Raw genomic sequence first — 15,944 nt, 5'->3', positions numbered from 1 at the left:
GCTAAGTGGTATTAATGATATTTGGGTAAATCATCCGAATCAGAATCTTTACTTCCGTTAATAACACGGAACTTGGCGTTTTTCCTTTTCCCTTTGGCTGGCCCCCGACCAATCGAAGGCTTTCTCCAACGAGAAGGTGGGAATTTGTATAGAAGAAAAATAATCCCTAACACGAGAATAGGAATGAATAAAGTTCGCAAACTTACCAGCAAACCAATCGCAATTAAAATCGCAATGGCGACCTCGATCGGGGAAAATTTTCTTCTCATGCCCGTCCCTCCAAAATTCGTTGTTCTGCTTCACGCATACGGTTGAAAGAAGCAATCGACACCTCAACTTGACTGTCTTCAGGCTCCTTGGTCGTAAGCAGTTGAAGCCATAGTCCAGGATAACCTAAGTAACGAAGCACAGGAACTTCACGAAGCGAATTAGTGAATCGTAACACCTCGTAAGAAACACCGATGACTACTGGCAGCAATATTAAACGCTGCACGATGCGTTCGACATATCCGTCATAGTGAAGGAATGAGTAAATGACGACCCCAATCAATACGGTGAAAACGATGAAGCTGCTGCCACAACGATAATGAAGCGTGTTGAATTTCTGTACGTTACTTACCGTAAGCTCTACGCCTGCCTCATAAGCACTAATGACCTTGTGCTCAGCGCCATGATATTGAAACAATCTGCGGATCATAGGTGTCAAAGATATGAAATAAATATATCCGACAAGTAAAATAATCTTAATAACACCTTCTATAAGATTATGAAGAAATTGATTGCTAAATACATTTTGAAACAAAAACTGTTCAATGACAGCTGGAACTAGCGTGAATACGAATTTCCCGAATAGAAATGAAATCACACCTACAACTGCTACGCCAAGAATCATCGAAATATTAGAAAAGAAGCCTGGTTTTTCTTCTTTCTTGGCACTGCTAGCATCCTCGCCTTCTTGTTCAGCGAAGGATTCAGCTGAGAAATTCAGATGCTGCGCGCCTTTAGCGCTTGATTCAATGATTCCCACAATACCGCGTATAAACGGAATTTTCTTGAGTGTTTGGACCCAAGGGATCACTTTCTTCGGTACTTCTAAGTAATCAAGGGAACCGTCTTTTTTGCGCACAGCGGTTACATGCACATTTTTTCCTGCGAACATGACGCCTTCAATGACGGCTTGTCCTCCGTATATACTGTTTTGTTCTGCCACAAGATCCACCTTCTTATCTTTCTCAAATTCAGTTATTTGTACTTTCTTATTGTAACGGATTCGTAGATTGAATGCTACCGATAGCGGTAGAACATACTATTCTTACCTAAGGAAAGACAAGCAACATGTGTAGAGAAAGGAAGACAATGGATGACAAGTGATAAAAAGGAAGGAAAAATCCTGACGAATCGTTGGGTATTTGCCCTTTACATCGGTTTTTTCGCAGGATTCATATGGGGAGCAATCAAAATTGTTGAGTATTATTTAAAGTTCACCAAGATTGTAATCGGTTTTCTTGTGGAGCCTTTTTTCAAACATGATTTTCTGCATACATGGCAGGGGACGCTCGTTGGTTGGGGCTTCTTCATCCTCTTTTCAATCATTGCTGCGTACATCTATATGGTCACGATGTGGAAACTTCAGGGGCCTTGGTGGGGGCTAGGGTATGGTGCTCTATGGTGGGCAGTCATATATTTACTCATGGGTCCCTTATTGGGGATGACCTATTGGATTCAGGATCTAGATTTAGATACTGTTCTTAGTGATTTTTGTTTATTCCTCTTATGGGGGATGTTTATTGGTTATTCGATTTCTATTGAATACACGGATGCAAGAACAAGACAAACTATACACAAGACATGAAAGTTATGGTAAAATATCAAGGTTAAATAGGCTTGTAGAGCCCATTTTTCAACGAAAAATGCTTGGGAGTGATTTCCTTTTGAAAAAGGTTCTAGTCATTAATGGTCCGAACTTAAATATGCTCGGCGTACGTGAACCTGGCGTGTACGGAACGGTTTCGCTTTCAACGATTATTCAAGGTTTGAATGAATTAGCTGAGACGCTGTCGATTGAGCTTGAGAGCTTTCAATCGAATCATGAAGGCGATATTATTGATAAAATTCATGAAGCGTTCGGCACAAAAGATGGTATTGTGATCAACCCAGGAGCATTCACGCATTATAGTTATGCCATTCGCGATGCACTTTCCACGGTACAGTTGCCAACTGTAGAAGTTCACATTTCGAATATTCATAAGCGTGAGGAGTTTCGTCATCATTCAGTTACTGCGCCTGTCGTTATCGGTCAAATCTGTGGATTCGGTGCACAAAGCTATGAACTTGGTTTAAGAGCATTACTACCCCATATGCTAGGATAAACGACTCTGTCGTCCCTAAGGGACGTAAGAAAGATTGGTGATCTCAATGCAGGAGAAACGTATTGAACGTCTTCGCAAGGTTATGCAACAGCAAGATTTACCGGCAATACTTATCACGAACGCATACAACCGTACATATGTATCTGGATTCACTGGGTCTTCTGGCTATGTCCTTATAACGTTAGATCGTGCTTTGCTGTTAACTGATTTTCGTTATATGACGCAAGCTCCTCAGCAAGCTAAGCTATTTGAAGTTGTTGAGCATAAAGCTAAAGCAATCGAAACAGTGAAAGAACTTTTGAAGCAGCAAGGGATCACGAAGCTTGGCTTCGAGCAAGTGGATGTATCCTACGGCGATTTCCTAAGCTACCAAGAAGGATTAGCTGGTATCGAATTGGTGCCTACATCGCGCGTTGTTGAGTTGATTCGAATGGTTAAAGATGAGGCGGAATTACAGATTATGCAAGAGGCCGCCGATCTAGCTGATCAAACTTTCTCACACATTCTGTCTTTCATCAAGCCAGGTGTGCAGGAGAAGGACATCGCTCTTGAGATTGAGATGTTTATCCGCAAAAATGGGGGGACTTCTACATCGTTTGAAACGATTGTAGCCTCTGGAGAACGATCTGCGCTTCCTCATGGCAAAGCAAGTGATCGCGTGCTCCAAATAAACGAATTTGTCAAATTGGATTTTGGAGCGTATTATAAAGGGTATTGCTCAGATATCACAAGAACGGTTATGCTAGGTAAGCCGACAGACAAACATAAAGAAATTTATGACATTGTACTGGAAGCCCAATTAAACTGTTTAGCCAATCTCAAACCAGGTATCACTGGCCGAGAGGGCGATGCTTTTGCACGTGATGTTATCGTAAAGCATGGCTATGGCGATTACTTCGGTCACGGTACCGGACATGGTTTAGGCATGGAGGTACATGAAAATCCACGCTTGTCGAAAACCGAGGATATGATTTTAACACCTGGTATGGTGGTTACGGTTGAACCTGGTATTTATCTCCCCAACTTTGGCGGAGTTCGAATTGAGGATGACGCAGTAATTACTGACACCGGCATTAAAATACTTACACATTCTACCAAAGATTTTCTTATTATTGACTAGCGGAGGGATTCACAAGTGATATCAGTTAATGATTTCAAAACAGGTCTTACGATTGTAGTTGAGCACGATATTTTTACAGTTCTAGATTTCCAACACGTTAAACCAGGTAAAGGTGCGGCATTCGTACGTTCCAAACTAAAAAACCTGCGTAACGGTAATACCGTTGAACGTACATTCCGTGCTGGCGAGAACGTTGGACGAGCGCACATCGAAAACCGTGAAATGCAATACTTGTACGCAGCTGGCGACGAGTACACATTCATGGATACAGAGACGTATGATCAGATTTCCCTTTCCCAGGAACAATTGAAATGGGAATTGAACTTTCTGAAAGAAAACATGAACATCAAAATCATGAGCTATCAAGGTGAAATTCTTGGGATTAACCTTCCGAAGAGCGTTGACTTGAAAGTTATCGAAACCGATGCAAGCGTTAAAGGAAACACAGCTCAAGGTGCTTTGAAAAATGCGAAAGTGGAAACAGGTCTTAATGTGATGGTGCCACTTTTCATCAACGAAGGCGATATTCTTTCCGTTGATACAGATGATGGAAAATACCTTTCACGCGCGAGCAACTAATGATTAAAGCCTTTCAGACTCTTTGGAGTCCAAAAGGCTTTTTTTCATTTCACGTGGATTTCTTACCACAGCAAGGTGTTTATATGCTATAATATTGAATTGTTATGCACTAGTATGCGTTGGGAGTGGGTCAGCTTTGTCTCTTATAGTGATGAAATTTGGCGGGAGCTCTGTCGGTGATGCAGAGCGAATGAAGCGTGTTGCAAAGAGAATCGTAGAGCGAAAACAAGCAGGACATAGCTGCGTTGTTGTCGTTTCCGCGATGGGAGATACAACGGATGATTTGATCGACCTGTCTAAGCAAATTTACGATGGAGCCCCTCCGGCTCGTGAAATGGATATGCTGTTAACGACAGGAGAGCAGGTATCGGTAGCTCTCTTATCGATGGCAATACATAATTTGGGTGAGCAGGCGGTTTCTTATACCGGTTGGCAAAGTGGTATTTATACGGAACCGGTTCATAGTAAGGCCAGAATTACGGATATTCAGCCACATCGTGTGCTGAAAGCTCTCGAACAAGGCAATGTCGTCATTGTAGCTGGCTTCCAAGGGATGACCGAATCAGGTGAGATTACCACACTAGGTCGCGGTGGGTCGGATACAACGGCAGTTGCGCTTGCTGCTGCTATTAAAGCAGATCTATGTGAGATTTATACCGATGTAGATGGTATCTACTCCACAGATCCACGCATCGTGAAGGTAGCGAGAAAGCTTAATGAAATTTCTTATGATGAGATGCTGGAGCTTGCTAATTTAGGGGCTGCTGTTCTGCATCCAAGAGCTGTAGAATATGCCAAAAATTATAACGTTACCTTAGTGGTGCGTTCCAGCTTTACTTACAATGAAGGTACCAATGTGAAGGAGGAAGCAGTGATGGAGCAAGGAATCGTCGTTCGAGGCATCGCTTACGATAAGAATGTGGCAAGAATTAGTATTCTGGGTGTACCTGAGAAACCGGGACAATTGGCGAAAGTATTTATTGCGCTTGCCGAAGAGCAAATTGATGTCGACATCATTGTACAAAGCGGTGTGATCAGCGGTTCGGCTGATTTCTCTTTCACAACGACCCTAGCTGATCGTGAAAAAGCATTGACCGTCATTGAAAAAATTCGCGGTGACATCGGATACCGTGAAGTCACTTCTGAAGTGAACCTTGTGAAGGTGTCCATTGTTGGCGCTGGTATGGTAAGTACACCAGGTGTTGCTGCAACAATGTTCAAAGTGATTTCAGATCTTGGCATCTCTATTTCGTTAGTTAGTACGTCCGAGATTAAAATGTCATGTGTCGTTGACAACACGAACCTAACCGAAGTTATCCGTGCTCTGCACACAGCGTATGGCTTGGACACTACGGAGCATGCGTTTGTTGGTGGGCCAGAAGATCGCAGATAGTCGGATTTTCAATGCATTTTATCCGAAATAAAATAAGCTAGCTTTAATAAAAAAGCCGTTATTCCGGCTGCCATTAAAGGGCCAACCGGAATGCCGCGCATAAAAATAATGCCAAATATAGAACCAATCACAAGACCCACAATTAATTGTGGGTCTATTTTTAGCAGTTCCAACCCTTTTCCATTCATATAAGTAGCAATAGCTCCGCCAAGTAGTGCGATGATACCCGGCCAAGTGGTGAATACCGATAGGATATCCTTCATAGAAATGCGCTCGCTGGCAAAGGGGACCAGGACACCAATCGTCAAGAACAGCAACCCGAGTTCTAATCCTCTGCGCTCCATCGTAGGGAAATAACGATCTAAACCAATAAGTTTAATCGCAAGTAAAATGCAAGCCGCGGTCGTAATGATTGGTGATCGTCCAATGAGTCCAATAATAATGAGAATAACTAAGAGCAAATCGCCATTCATAATCAAAACCCCTCGTCCTCATAACTTCAATCTTAGTTTATGAGAAGGGCTTGTATTTAGAACGAAGGCGTGTCTGTCAATGATGCATCAGTACCATCTGATCTCGTTCCAATATGGGAACTTGATCTGTGGTATTCGCTTTGGCGCACAAAACCAAATCAGCCTGGAAACCAGACTTATTCATTTTCTTTCCATTACTGGAGGCTAATATTGTCTCGAACAACGTATCTTTTGATTGCAAATAACATCCCCGCATCGCCATGCCGAAGTCATTGAATGCCATATTTTTGTCACCGAGCAGAATCGATAGTTCCTCAAGAATAAGACCTGCGCAAAGCCCATCTTCCAATGAGAAAACATCTTGGGTTCCTGCACACAAAATAACGGTGTCCCGTTTGAAATCGACCGCGGCCCTCGCACAGGCTTTGCTATTTAATAGGGCTCCCGCTAACACGTGATCGGCTTTCATCGCTTTCTGTATGCCTCTTGTTCCATTCGTGGTTGTGAGAATAATTCGCTTGCCTTGGACGGCTGCTTCCGTGTATTCCAGTGGCGAATTACCGAAATCGAAACCAGGAATCTTTTTGCAAAAACGCTCGCCTCCAAGCAAGTCACCCTCACGAAATAACTCTTTGGCTTTCAGAACTGTTTCCACAGGAACAATGGCTTTGCAACCGTTCATCAGTGCGGTGATGATCGTGCTAGTTGCACGTAAAACATCAACCACAATGACGGTCTTATGAAGAAATTCGTCACTTCTAGCTTCGCCGATGTTGGCGACAACCTCGATATGCATCTTTTAATCCTTTCTGGTACCCAAAGACAACGTATCGGAACGGAGTCCTCTCCGTAACGCTTCCAACGCCATCAACTCATCCGGTGAAATATTACCCAAGTGGATGTCTGGGCCTAGCATGCTTATTAAATGCACCTGCTGACTTTTGAGCGGTGCTTCCCATAAGAGCTGCTGCCCAGGAATTGCGGAAAGTACTCTTTGCAGTTCGTCGTCCTTACATTTTCCGTTATTATCAAAAATCCCAACGCCCATGCCCGATTCTCGAGCTTCTATGGTAACCAATTTTGCCCCGAGTTCCGTGTCGATTAAGACTGTCTCAATTAATTCCTCCAATTCAATGGAGGATCCCCAGCCTTTCTTACCATATTCGGTAATGACCTCGAAACCCTCTTCCAATCCTCTGGCAATAAGCTCATTCCTGAGTCTGCGCTCCATCTCAATCGTCCCGTCGGAAATTTCAACGCCGTTAAAACCAAGTGCAATAAGCATGTCAAAAAAAGAGCTTACTGCATTCTGTCTGATGGCGACCTCCAGAAAGGTACCACCCGGGTAAATGCAGATGCCGTTTTCTTTTGCTGAGTTAATCTTACTTTTAAGTACGTTTAGCGGATAAAGCGGCGAGGTACCGAAGCCAATTTTGATCATATCCAGATGGCTGCTAGACGTGCTGAGCAGATCTTGAAAAGCGTTCAAGCCTAATCCTTTATCCATCACCATCGTTTTCCCCAGCGTTCTTGGTTTAGCCTGCCTTTGTCCTGTGGGGTCGGCTAGAACGGGGTTCCATTTCAAATGAGAGGTCACTTCCATCTGTTATTCTCCTCACTGTCCTTTGAAGGTTCAATTCTGTGTTCAGCATATGCATCTTCACAAATGGTGGTGCCCAGCATGCCTAAAATCAGACGAGCTTGCATAAGGTAGGGTAAAAAGCTTTGACCCTATCCTTTGCGTTCTGTCGAATAAACGGTCGCTCCGCGAATTTATAAAAACCTCCAGGACTCCATTGTAAAGCTGTTCCTTTTATTGAATTGAGTTGGTAGGAACAGCTTTACAAAAGTCGCTCTTCCGGCCTTTTATTAATCCGCTCCGCTAAATATTCGACGACACATAAAGCTCAAACATTTTTACGAGGAGGAGTAGAAAGAAATGAACAAAATTGTCCTAACGATGGCATCGCTGAGGATGATGTCAGGGAGCATTGAGATTATCGCAGCCATTGTGATGCTGAGGCTGGCGACGGTGGAGAAAGCGCTGCTGGTGAACTCAGGGTTGGCTCTAGTAGGTCCTCTAGTACTTCTAGCAACAACGACGATTGGATTAGTAGGAATAGCAGAGAAACTATCATATGGCAAAATGCTCTGGGTGATTGCGGGAGTAAGTTGTCTCTTTATTGGTATTTTAAAAAAGTAATCGGTCATATTTCTTTCTATTAAGCATAGAAATGAGTATAGAAGACTGGACAACTTGGAGGGATGTCTCCCTATGCTCGATTCGATTGTGCACTTACTGCCTCAAACTTTCCGGTTTCTATTAGCAGGACTGCCGCCGGACGTACAAACTAGTGTTGAAGAAATAAGGGTGAGAGAGTCACGGCCCCTTGAGATTAGTTGGGGTGATCGTTATACCTTTGTGGGTGAACGGGGGGAGATGGTGACTCAGGAAACGAAGGCATACAAGCCAACACGGCAGGATTGTCTTACGCTGCTAGAGATGCTCACGAATCATTCCTTGTATACCTTCGAAGAAGAGCTGCGTAGAGGCTATATCACGATTGCTGGAGGTCATCGAGTAGGACTAGCAGGGCGAACCGTTTTGGATCAAGGACATGTCAAGCAAATACGTGATGTGAGTTCTTTCAACATAAGGATTGCCCGCGAGATCAAAGGTGTCGGCCAAGAGGTGTTACCACAGCTATTCGATCCTTTGCTGAGAAGCATCCATCATACGCTCATCATTTCACCTCCGCAGCACGGGAAAACAACGCTCATACGCGATCTAGCTAGATTGATTAGCCGGGGAGAATGGGGGGGGGATAACGTATCGACGGCTGGTAAGAAAGTGGGAGTCGTGGATGAACGATCAGAACTGGCTGCTTGTGTCAAAGGGGTGCCTAGATTCGATCTGGGGCCACGAACTGACGTAATGGATGGTTGCCCTAAGGCGGAAGGCATGATGATGATGATTCGGTCGTTATCACCGGATGTCCTGATTGTGGATGAGATTGGGCGTCCAGAAGATGCAATCGCCATCCATGAGGCTGTTCACACCGGGATTCGTGTCGTAGCCACTGCGCATGGTGCTGATTATGAGGATGTACGCAGGAGGCCGGTTCTGAAGCAGCTGTTGGATGAGGGTATATTCACAAGGTATGTCATCCTGCATAGAAGAAAAGGTGCTCTGGCAACGCACCGCGTCTTGGATTGTCAGGGCAAGCCCTTGGAACTCTATCCTGTGCGTAAAGGATGATGTTAGATGATGAAATTTGTCGGAGGGGTTCTTATTATCGGTGCTGCTACATTATTTGGTTTCCTAAAGGCTGCTCACTATATAAGGCGTCCCAAGCAAATCCGTGGCCTTATCAGTGCGTTAGGGAGAATGGAGACGGAAATCATGTACGCACTCACACCGCTGCCTGAAGCATTCGCCTCACTCAGCAAGCAGGTCGCAGAACCGCTTTCTTCCTTATTTCGAATAACTTCAGAGCGTTTATTGAAGAGTGACGGAAAATCTACCCGTGAGATTTGGCAATGGAGTGTCAATGATGTTTGGACAAGAACTTCGATGAAGCAAGCGGAACAAGAAGTGGTGCTGCAGCTCGGAGCCGTTCTCGGACTCACAGATCGAAGTGATCAAATCAAACATTTACGGCTTGCTATTAGCCAACTTCAAACGGAAGAAACCGAGTCTAGGGAAGAGCAGAGGCGCTACGAGAAAATGTGGAAAAGCCTCGGTGTCTTAATCGGAGCATTGATCGTGATATTGATGTATTAAGGGTAGCAAGGGATACTTGGCCGTACAAGTGAGTTCCTTGTCAACAGAGTGAGGTGCCTGGAATGAACGTAGATGTGAATGCCATTTTCCAGATCGCCGGCATCGGCATCATCATCGCGATGATCCATTCGGTGCTCAAGCAGATGGGCAAAGAGGATATGGCACACTGGGTCACGGTCATTGGCTTCGTGGTCGTGCTCTTTATGGTCGTCAGTATGCTCGATCATTTATTTAAAGAAATCAAAACGATCTTCCTATTCCAATGAGGTGGGCCTGATGGAAATCATCCAGATCGTAGGTTTAGGACTCATCGTTACGATATTAACGCTCATCATCAAAGAGCAGAAGCCAATGTTCGCCTTCTTGCTGGCAGCATTTACGGGCATCATGATTTTCTTGTTCCTGATTGGTAAAATTTCCTCTGTCATCCAGGTGCTCGAGGATTTAGCTCAAAAGTCAAGCATCAATATGGTTTTTCTCAAAACGATTCTGAAAATCATTGGTGTTGCTTACATCGCTGAATTCGGTGCTCAAATCGTGCGAGATGCCGGTCAAGAATCCATTGCCTCCAAGATCGAGCTTTCCGGGAAAGTGCTCATTATGGTAATGGCTATTCCGATCATAACCGTCATCATAGAGACCGTTGTTAAACTGCTCCCTGCTTAGGATGATCCATGAGGAGTGACCTATATGAATCTAATTTATTCGTACCAGAAGCTGAACAACCGCTGGATCATTTTATTCATAATGACAATGGGCTTATGGCTTGGATTGACGGGAAATATGGCCGCTGAATCGCCTACGGATATCATTATCAAGGAGCAGGCCAACCATCTGAACACGGAACCTGTTGAGCAATATTGGGATAAGCTCATGAAGGATTACGGCGGTTACTTCCCTGAAAGTAAGACGCCAACCTTCATGGAATTGCTGCTTGGGACCAAAGGCATTAGCATGAAGAGCATTTTCAAAGGGTTGCTAAGCTATGTGTTCCACGAAATCATCATTAATGGAAAGCTGCTTGCTTCTATCGTTATTCTGACGATCTTCAGTATGATTCTCGAAACGCTGCAAAGCTCCTTTGAAAGGAACACGGTCAGCAAGCTAGGTTATTCAATTACCTATATGGTTCTGATCATTATAGCTATCAACAGCTTCAGCGTAGCTATCGGTTACGCCAAAACGGCTATTTCTTCCATGATTCAATTCATGATTGCCATTGTTCCTTTGCTCTTAACTCTTTTGGCATCCATGGGAAATGTCACTTCTGTGGCGATTTTACATCCTCTGATTGTGTTTATGATCCATTCAGTTGGTACTGCGATATATGTGTTTATATTCCCTTTGTTGTTCTTTTCAGCTGTCCTGCACATCGTAAGCTCCCTAAGTGAGAAATACAAAGTCACCCAGCTAGCGAACCTGCTTCGCACAATAAGTTTAAGTATGCTGGGAGTATTCGTCACTGTTTTCCTCGGCGTTATATCGATTCAAGGGACTGCGGGAGCGGTTAGAGATGGTGTTGCGATTCGAACGGCAAAGTACATTACCGGAAACTTTGTCCCCGTTGTGGGCCGCTTATTCTCGGATGCAACTGAGACAGTGATTGGGGCATCGCTGCTTGTGAAAAATGCAATTGGACTCGTTGGGGTTGTCATTCTAATCTTGTTGTGTGCGTTTCCGGCTATCAAAATTTTAACGTTAGCTTTCATCTATAACTTATCCGCAGCGATCATGCAGCCCTTAGGAGATAGTCCGATTATCGCTTGCTTACAAACGATAGGTAAGAGCTTAATTTATGTGTTTGCGGCACTGGCAGCCGTCAGCCTAATGTTCTTTTTAGCTCTAACGATCATGATTACGATCAGTAATGTCTCCGTGATGATGCGGTGAAAGGAGGCAGCTATGGATTGGTTAGCGGGATGGTTAAAAAGCGTCATTATGGTCATTATGTTGGCAACATTTGTTGATCTACTACTTCCCAGTAATACCATGCAGCGATATGTCAAAACGGTTATGAGTTTATTCATATTACTTACACTGTTGTCTCCGGTACTTCAATTGTTTCAGAAGGATTGGGACATCGATCAATTGATCGGTCAAGCGGAGCAGCGGCAAAACGAGAAAACAATGCTTGCGAGCAGCGGCGGTGGAAGTCCATATATGAAATCGCTCGATGTGATTACGAAGGATGCCCAAAAACTTCAAGAAGCAGGACAAAAACAATCACAGCAAATGATTCAGACACAGCTGGCTGAGCTGATGAAAGAGGATTTACAGAAGCAAACAGAGCTGATCATCCAAGACGTTCAGGTGCTGGCGCAAATCGACAATAACGGGAAACCTGCTATAACGAAAGTCAGGGTAACCCTTGATGATATAGAATCGACGAAACAGGTAAAATCAACGTCAGCCTCCAAAAGCATAGCTGTCATGGAGCCGGTCAAGCCAATGGATCCGATACGGATCGAACTAACCACGAAGCTGCAGGGAAGTAACCCAAGTGACAAAGAAGCAGCTGCTCTGCCTAAGTTATCGTCACGAATGGAGCAAGAGGTTGACCATCTCAAGCAAAAAATCGTGCGTGATTGGATCGTGGAGCCTGCACAGATTGATATCCAATTGAAACAATGGAATGGAAGGATTGCGAGGTGAATCGATGGGAACATTGCTGCAATGGATGGAGCACAAATTCGGCGGAGGTCCGGGAGGACCTAAACGCAAGAACACTCTCTTGTGGGTCGTTATGATTGGACTCTTGGGAGCTGCGCTGATGATTATGAATGCATTTATGACTGTAAAAGATGTTGATCCCATCAATGCGGGCAGAGCCTCTCCGCAACCCAGCAAAGAAACATTTCTCAACAGTGCATCCAAAGAAAATTCTACCTTTCACGATTATGAAGCGGCCTATCAAACACAGTTGAAGGAGATTTTGCAGAAAATTGTTGGCGTAGGCGATGTTGAAGTGCTCGTTACAATTGAGTCGACGGAAGAAATGACAGTCGACAAAAATTACAATGACAATCAGCAAATGACGACAGAACGCGACAATGGTGGGGCGACACGAAATATATCCCAGGTAACGCGGAGTGGTGAAGTGGTTGTCTATCAAGTTTCCGGCGACCAGAAGCCGCTTGTGCTCAAATACATTAAACCGAAAATCAGAGGCGTTATCGTTGTCGCTAAAGGCGCCGAGAATCTCACAGTGAAAAAAATGATTACAGAAGCTGTAGAGCGAGGACTTGATGTGCAAGCGAGTAGGATCTCTATTTTACCCCGCAAAACAGGGGGATGAATGTATTATAGTAAATCAAAATTGAGGAGGAATTTCAATGAATGCGAAAAGACAAACAATTTGGCTCGTATCTATGCTTAGTTTAATGGTGGTGCTTTCCGCCTATTATCTGTTCACAGAAGATGTCAATAAGCTTGATTTAGCCACAACGGAAACGATCAATAAAACACAAGAAGTGAAGATTGATATGAGTCAGGTTGACCCTGCGAATGCTGCGAAAACAGATGTGAAAGCGACAACTGGTGGAGATGTAAAAGTCGACACAAAAGCTGTTACACCGCAAAATTCAACAAAAACAGACGCGAAAACCGATGTTAAAACCGATGCTAAAACAACAACGACGCAAGATACTTCCAAAGCGACTAAACCAAATACAGCCAAAACGGATGATCAAGTTCTGAAGATCGTTGAAGAGCAAGCGAGAACAACATCAGCTAGCGATTATTTCACGAATGAGCAAATGAAACAAAGAGATTACTTCAGCAAAACATCCTCTGATTTAATGGAAATCATTATCGATTCTAAGAAGACACCTGAAACTGTAGCCAAAGCGACAAATGACTTAGCAAAACTGACAGATATTCAAGAAAAAGTAGAAAATTTACAAGATGTGCTTATGAAAGACTTCCCGCAAGCCATCATTAATCAAGATGGAAACAAGTGGAAAGTGACAGTTCAAAGCGATAAATTGGAGAAAAGCCAAGGTGTAACAATCGTTGATATGGTGATGAAAGAGCTTGGTACAGGTCCGGAAAATATTAAGATTCAATATGTTCGTCCTTAGTAAAAAGAGGTGAGATTAGCCTGCCTAGGATGGCAATGGAAAGGGTCCGGACAAACTGGACTCTTTCCATTTCTTGCGTTTATGGGTATAATACATACGTTGCGGCTATGAAACCGCATTTTTTACTGGTTCACCAACCTTGAAGGAGTGACATGAATGTTCAAATTGAGTGAAATCAAAGAGTTGATCAAACTCGTCGATCAATCCTCTTTACAAGAGCTTGAAATCGAAAATGAAGGTGCACGCCTTTCTATTCGCAAGCCGAATAAAACGGAGTCTGTCTATGTAACGGCCCCCGTTCAACACACGTATGCTCCGATCGGTCAAGCAAACATTGCTAACACAGCACCTGCTGCCGCTCTCGAAGCTTCTATCCCTGCGACTAATGGACATGCTAAGCAAGAGGACTCATCTTTACATAAGATAGTTTCACCGATGGTAGGAACCTTCTATCAATCTGCTTCTCCTGGCTCTGCTCCTTTCGTAAGTGTTGGCTCCAAAGTAGGTGACAAAAACGTTGTCTGTATTGTGGAAGCTATGAAATTGATGAATGAAATCGAAGCTGAAATTAAAGGTGAAATCGTTGAAGTGCTCGTAGATAACGGTCAGCTTGTTGAGTACGGACAACCTTTATTTTTAGTTAGACCAGAGTAAGCGATTAGTAAGCTTCTGCTTATGATGCAGTTTTGCTTGAGCAAAACTCAGTACACGCTTATGATGCAAGTTTTCCTAACGGAAAACTCTTAGGAGGAAAAATAATGAAATTTCATAAAATCCTAATAGCGAACCGCGGAGAAATTGCTGTTCGTATTATCCGAGCTTGTCGTGAGCTTGGCATTTATACAGTGGCTGTTTATTCGGAAGCTGATCGTGATGCGCTACATGTGCGTCTAGCCGACGAAGCCTATTGTATCGGGCCGACTGCCTCCAAGGACAGCTATTTAAACTTCACAAACTTGATGAGTGTTGCTACGCTAACAGAATGTGATGCGATCCATCCAGGATACGGCTTCTTAGCTGAAAATGCGGACTTCGCAGAAATTTGCGAGAGCTGTAATATTACATTTATCGGTCCATCCCCAGATGCGATAAGCCGAATGGGTGATAAAGCGGTTGCCAAGCAAACGATGAAAGAAGCGAGAGTACCGATCATTCCAGGTTCAGACGGCTTGGTTGAGAACATTGACGACGCGATCGTCATTGCTAGAGATATCGGTTACCCGATCATCATTAAAGCGACAGCAGGCGGCGGCGGTAAAGGTATACGTATTGCCGAGAACGAGGAAACACTTGTACAGCAGATTACGGCAGCGCAGCAAGAAGCACAAAATGCTTTTGGCAACGCAGGTATATATTTGGAGAAATACTTGACAGGCATGAAGCATGTTGAGATTCAAATTATAGCGGATAAACACGGTAATGTTGTTCACTTAGGTGAGCGTGATTGTTCCGTACAGCGTCGTAGACAGAAGCTTGTTGAAGAAGCTCCTTGTCCAATTCTAACAGCTGAAACACGCACAGCGATGGGGCAAGCGGCCGTTCGTGCAGCGAAAGCCGTTAATTATTCCGGTGCAGGAACACTTGAGTTCCTACTCGGTCCTGATGGTAACTTTTACTTCATGGAAATGAACACGAGAATCCAGGTTGAGCATCCCGTAACCGAAATGATTACAGGAATTGATATCATCCAAGAGATGATTCGTGTAGCGGAAGGCAATCCATTATCTTTTGCACAAGAGGACGTCCGCATCAATGGATGGGCTATCGAGTGTCGTGTGAATGCTGAGGATCCGAATCGGAACTTCATGCCTTCAGCGGGTCAAGTGAAGTTCTACTTGCCACCAGGTGGTTTTGGCGTTCGTGTTGATAGCGCGGTCTATCCGGGCTACACAATCCCGCCTCACTATGATTCCATGATCGCTAAGCTTATTGTTTGGGGAAATACGCGAGAAGAAGCGATTGCCCGCATGAAAAGAGCGCTCACCGAGTTTGCGGTGGATGGTGTGAACACGACGATTCCATTCCATTTGAAGCTGCTTGAGCACAAGAAATTTATCAAGGGTGACCATGATATTAAGTTCTTGGAAGAACACGATGTCAATGATCCAGAATCTTAGACAAACATTTGTCATATTTTTGGCGAAATG

21 protein-coding genes are annotated in these 15,944 nt (G+C 44.0%); 16 read left to right on the top strand and 5 right to left on the bottom strand.

Features of this window, described 5'->3' with window-relative positions; all coding sequences use genetic code 11:
* Positions 1 to 11: 11 nt before the first annotated feature.
* Together GC098_RS12710 and GC098_RS12705 are read right to left on the bottom strand one after the other, a co-directional pair.
* Entirely contained in the window at positions 12 to 269 is a 258-nt protein-coding gene (locus tag GC098_RS12710) for a hypothetical protein (protein ID WP_171643512.1), read from the bottom strand.
* A complete protein-coding gene (locus tag GC098_RS12705) occupies positions 266 to 1,159 on the bottom strand; it encodes a DUF1385 domain-containing protein (RefSeq protein ID WP_171643562.1) in 894 nt (297 codons plus the stop codon). Before GC098_RS12705 ends, GC098_RS12710 begins: the two co-directional genes overlap by 4 nt.
* Before the next feature lie 201 nt (positions 1,160 to 1,360).
* On the opposite strand from GC098_RS12705, the gene GC098_RS12700 reads away from it, so the two are divergent.
* The 5 genes from GC098_RS12700 (at position 1,361) to GC098_RS12680 (ending at position 5,461) form a co-directional block, all read left to right on the top strand.
* Positions 1,361 to 1,852, top strand: coding sequence for a YqhR family membrane protein (locus tag GC098_RS12700; RefSeq protein ID WP_171643511.1), 492 nt, complete (start codon positions 1,361 to 1,363; stop codon positions 1,850 to 1,852).
* 79 nt (positions 1,853 to 1,931) lie between these two features.
* The gene (gene aroQ, locus GC098_RS12695) at positions 1,932 to 2,369 is read left to right on the top strand and encodes a type II 3-dehydroquinate dehydratase (protein WP_171643510.1); all 438 of its coding nucleotides are present in this window, start codon (positions 1,932 to 1,934) and stop codon (positions 2,367 to 2,369) included.
* 46 nt (positions 2,370 to 2,415) lie between these two features.
* On the top strand, positions 2,416 to 3,489 hold the full coding sequence (locus tag GC098_RS12690; RefSeq protein WP_171643509.1) for a M24 family metallopeptidase: 1,074 nt from the start codon (positions 2,416 to 2,418) through the stop codon (positions 3,487 to 3,489).
* A 15-nt stretch (positions 3,490 to 3,504) separates the two neighbouring features.
* Positions 3,505 to 4,068 carry an elongation factor P gene (efp, locus tag GC098_RS12685; protein WP_171643508.1) on the top strand — a complete coding sequence of 188 codons (564 nt, stop codon included), beginning with the start codon at positions 3,505 to 3,507 and terminating at the stop codon, positions 4,066 to 4,068.
* A 136-nt stretch (positions 4,069 to 4,204) separates the two neighbouring features.
* A complete protein-coding gene (locus tag GC098_RS12680) occupies positions 4,205 to 5,461 on the top strand; it encodes an aspartate kinase (protein ID WP_171643507.1) in 1,257 nt (418 codons plus the stop codon).
* 8 nt (positions 5,462 to 5,469) lie between these two features.
* On the opposite strand, the gene GC098_RS12675 is transcribed toward GC098_RS12680, so the two are convergent.
* The 3 genes from GC098_RS12675 to comA form a co-directional block, all read right to left on the bottom strand.
* Positions 5,470 to 5,934: a DUF441 domain-containing protein gene (locus tag GC098_RS12675; protein ID WP_171643506.1), complete on the bottom strand. Its 465-nt coding sequence runs from the start codon at positions 5,932 to 5,934 to the stop codon at positions 5,470 to 5,472.
* A gap of 76 nt (positions 5,935 to 6,010) precedes the next feature.
* Positions 6,011 to 6,730: a 2-phosphosulfolactate phosphatase gene (locus GC098_RS12670; RefSeq protein ID WP_171643505.1), complete on the bottom strand. Its 720-nt coding sequence runs from the start codon at positions 6,728 to 6,730 to the stop codon at positions 6,011 to 6,013.
* A gap of 3 nt (positions 6,731 to 6,733) precedes the next feature.
* Entirely contained in the window at positions 6,734 to 7,537 is an 804-nt protein-coding gene (gene comA, locus GC098_RS12665; RefSeq protein WP_171643504.1) for a phosphosulfolactate synthase, read from the bottom strand.
* 336 nt (positions 7,538 to 7,873) lie between these two features.
* On the opposite strand from comA, the gene GC098_RS12660 reads away from it, so the two are divergent.
* The 11 genes from GC098_RS12660 (at position 7,874) to accC (ending at position 15,914) form a co-directional block, all read left to right on the top strand.
* Positions 7,874 to 8,137, top strand: a complete 264-nt coding sequence (locus GC098_RS12660; protein WP_057306427.1) for a YqhV family protein — start codon at positions 7,874 to 7,876, stop codon at positions 8,135 to 8,137.
* Positions 8,138 to 8,209: 72 nt separating this feature from the next.
* On the top strand, positions 8,210 to 9,193 hold the full coding sequence (gene spoIIIAA / locus GC098_RS12655; RefSeq protein WP_171643503.1) for a stage III sporulation protein AA: 984 nt from the start codon (positions 8,210 to 8,212) through the stop codon (positions 9,191 to 9,193).
* A 6-nt stretch (positions 9,194 to 9,199) separates the two neighbouring features.
* Positions 9,200 to 9,718, top strand: coding sequence for a stage III sporulation protein SpoIIIAB (spoIIIAB, locus tag GC098_RS12650; protein WP_171643501.1), 519 nt, complete (start codon positions 9,200 to 9,202; stop codon positions 9,716 to 9,718).
* 62 nt (positions 9,719 to 9,780) lie between these two features.
* Positions 9,781 to 9,984 carry a stage III sporulation protein AC gene (gene spoIIIAC, locus GC098_RS12645; protein ID WP_029197158.1) on the top strand — a complete coding sequence of 68 codons (204 nt, stop codon included), beginning with the start codon at positions 9,781 to 9,783 and terminating at the stop codon, positions 9,982 to 9,984.
* A gap of 10 nt (positions 9,985 to 9,994) precedes the next feature.
* On the top strand, positions 9,995 to 10,384 hold the full coding sequence (gene spoIIIAD / locus GC098_RS12640) for a stage III sporulation protein AD (protein WP_057306424.1): 390 nt from the start codon (positions 9,995 to 9,997) through the stop codon (positions 10,382 to 10,384).
* A 24-nt stretch (positions 10,385 to 10,408) separates the two neighbouring features.
* Positions 10,409 to 11,608 carry a stage III sporulation protein AE gene (gene spoIIIAE / locus GC098_RS12635; protein ID WP_171643499.1) on the top strand — a complete coding sequence of 400 codons (1,200 nt, stop codon included), beginning with the start codon at positions 10,409 to 10,411 and terminating at the stop codon, positions 11,606 to 11,608.
* Positions 11,609 to 11,620: 12 nt separating this feature from the next.
* Positions 11,621 to 12,370: a stage III sporulation protein AF gene (gene spoIIIAF, locus GC098_RS12630; RefSeq protein WP_171643497.1), complete on the top strand. Its 750-nt coding sequence runs from the start codon at positions 11,621 to 11,623 to the stop codon at positions 12,368 to 12,370.
* Between the two features lie 4 nt (positions 12,371 to 12,374).
* On the top strand, positions 12,375 to 13,013 hold the full coding sequence (gene spoIIIAG / locus GC098_RS12625) for a stage III sporulation protein AG (RefSeq protein ID WP_171643495.1): 639 nt from the start codon (positions 12,375 to 12,377) through the stop codon (positions 13,011 to 13,013).
* A 37-nt stretch (positions 13,014 to 13,050) separates the two neighbouring features.
* Positions 13,051 to 13,797, top strand: coding sequence for a SpoIIIAH-like family protein (locus tag GC098_RS12620; RefSeq protein ID WP_171643493.1), 747 nt, complete (start codon positions 13,051 to 13,053; stop codon positions 13,795 to 13,797).
* A gap of 156 nt (positions 13,798 to 13,953) precedes the next feature.
* Positions 13,954 to 14,451, top strand: coding sequence for an acetyl-CoA carboxylase biotin carboxyl carrier protein (gene accB, locus GC098_RS12615; RefSeq protein WP_171643491.1), 498 nt, complete (start codon positions 13,954 to 13,956; stop codon positions 14,449 to 14,451).
* Between the two features lie 104 nt (positions 14,452 to 14,555).
* Positions 14,556 to 15,914, top strand: coding sequence for an acetyl-CoA carboxylase biotin carboxylase subunit (accC, locus tag GC098_RS12610; RefSeq protein WP_171643490.1), 1,359 nt, complete (start codon positions 14,556 to 14,558; stop codon positions 15,912 to 15,914).
* Positions 15,915 to 15,944 lie beyond the last annotated feature (30 nt).

It is taken from the genome of Paenibacillus phytorum (genome assembly GCF_013141715.1).
In the GTDB taxonomy this organism is placed as follows: Bacteria; Bacillota; Bacilli; order Paenibacillales; family NBRC-103111; genus Paenibacillus_E; species Paenibacillus_E phytorum.
Note: the sequence above shows the minus strand (reverse complement) of the source record. Positions and strands in the feature narration are given on the sequence as shown.

Excerpts from the sequence above, each read along its gene's own strand:
- GC098_RS12710 (WP_171643512.1), bottom strand. The coding sequence starts at position 269 with ATGAGAAGAAAATTTTCCCCGATCGAGGTCGCCATTGCGATTTTAATT.
- GC098_RS12705 (WP_171643562.1), bottom strand. The coding sequence starts at position 1,159 with ATGTTCGCAGGAAAAAATGTGCATGTAACCGCTGTGCGCAAAAAAGAC.
- GC098_RS12700 (WP_171643511.1), top strand. The coding sequence starts at position 1,361 with ATGACAAGTGATAAAAAGGAAGGAAAAATCCTGACGAATCGTTGGGTA.
- GC098_RS12690 (WP_171643509.1), top strand. The coding sequence starts at position 2,416 with ATGCAGGAGAAACGTATTGAACGTCTTCGCAAGGTTATGCAACAGCAA.
- GC098_RS12675 (WP_171643506.1), bottom strand. The coding sequence starts at position 5,934 with ATGAATGGCGATTTGCTCTTAGTTATTCTCATTATTATTGGACTCATT.
- GC098_RS12670 (WP_171643505.1), bottom strand. The coding sequence starts at position 6,730 with ATGCATATCGAGGTTGTCGCCAACATCGGCGAAGCTAGAAGTGACGAA.
- comA (WP_171643504.1), bottom strand. The coding sequence starts at position 7,537 with ATGGAAGTGACCTCTCATTTGAAATGGAACCCCGTTCTAGCCGACCCC.
- GC098_RS12660 (WP_057306427.1), top strand. The coding sequence starts at position 7,874 with ATGAACAAAATTGTCCTAACGATGGCATCGCTGAGGATGATGTCAGGG.
- spoIIIAA (WP_171643503.1), top strand. The coding sequence starts at position 8,210 with ATGCTCGATTCGATTGTGCACTTACTGCCTCAAACTTTCCGGTTTCTA.
- spoIIIAB (WP_171643501.1), top strand. The coding sequence starts at position 9,200 with ATGATGAAATTTGTCGGAGGGGTTCTTATTATCGGTGCTGCTACATTA.
- spoIIIAC (WP_029197158.1), top strand. The coding sequence starts at position 9,781 with ATGAACGTAGATGTGAATGCCATTTTCCAGATCGCCGGCATCGGCATC.
- spoIIIAD (WP_057306424.1), top strand. The coding sequence starts at position 9,995 with ATGGAAATCATCCAGATCGTAGGTTTAGGACTCATCGTTACGATATTA.
- spoIIIAE (WP_171643499.1), top strand. The coding sequence starts at position 10,409 with ATGAATCTAATTTATTCGTACCAGAAGCTGAACAACCGCTGGATCATT.
- spoIIIAF (WP_171643497.1), top strand. The coding sequence starts at position 11,621 with ATGGATTGGTTAGCGGGATGGTTAAAAAGCGTCATTATGGTCATTATG.
- spoIIIAG (WP_171643495.1), top strand. The coding sequence starts at position 12,375 with ATGGGAACATTGCTGCAATGGATGGAGCACAAATTCGGCGGAGGTCCG.
- GC098_RS12620 (WP_171643493.1), top strand. The coding sequence starts at position 13,051 with ATGAATGCGAAAAGACAAACAATTTGGCTCGTATCTATGCTTAGTTTA.
- accB (WP_171643491.1), top strand. The coding sequence starts at position 13,954 with ATGTTCAAATTGAGTGAAATCAAAGAGTTGATCAAACTCGTCGATCAA.
- accC (WP_171643490.1), top strand. The coding sequence starts at position 14,556 with ATGAAATTTCATAAAATCCTAATAGCGAACCGCGGAGAAATTGCTGTT.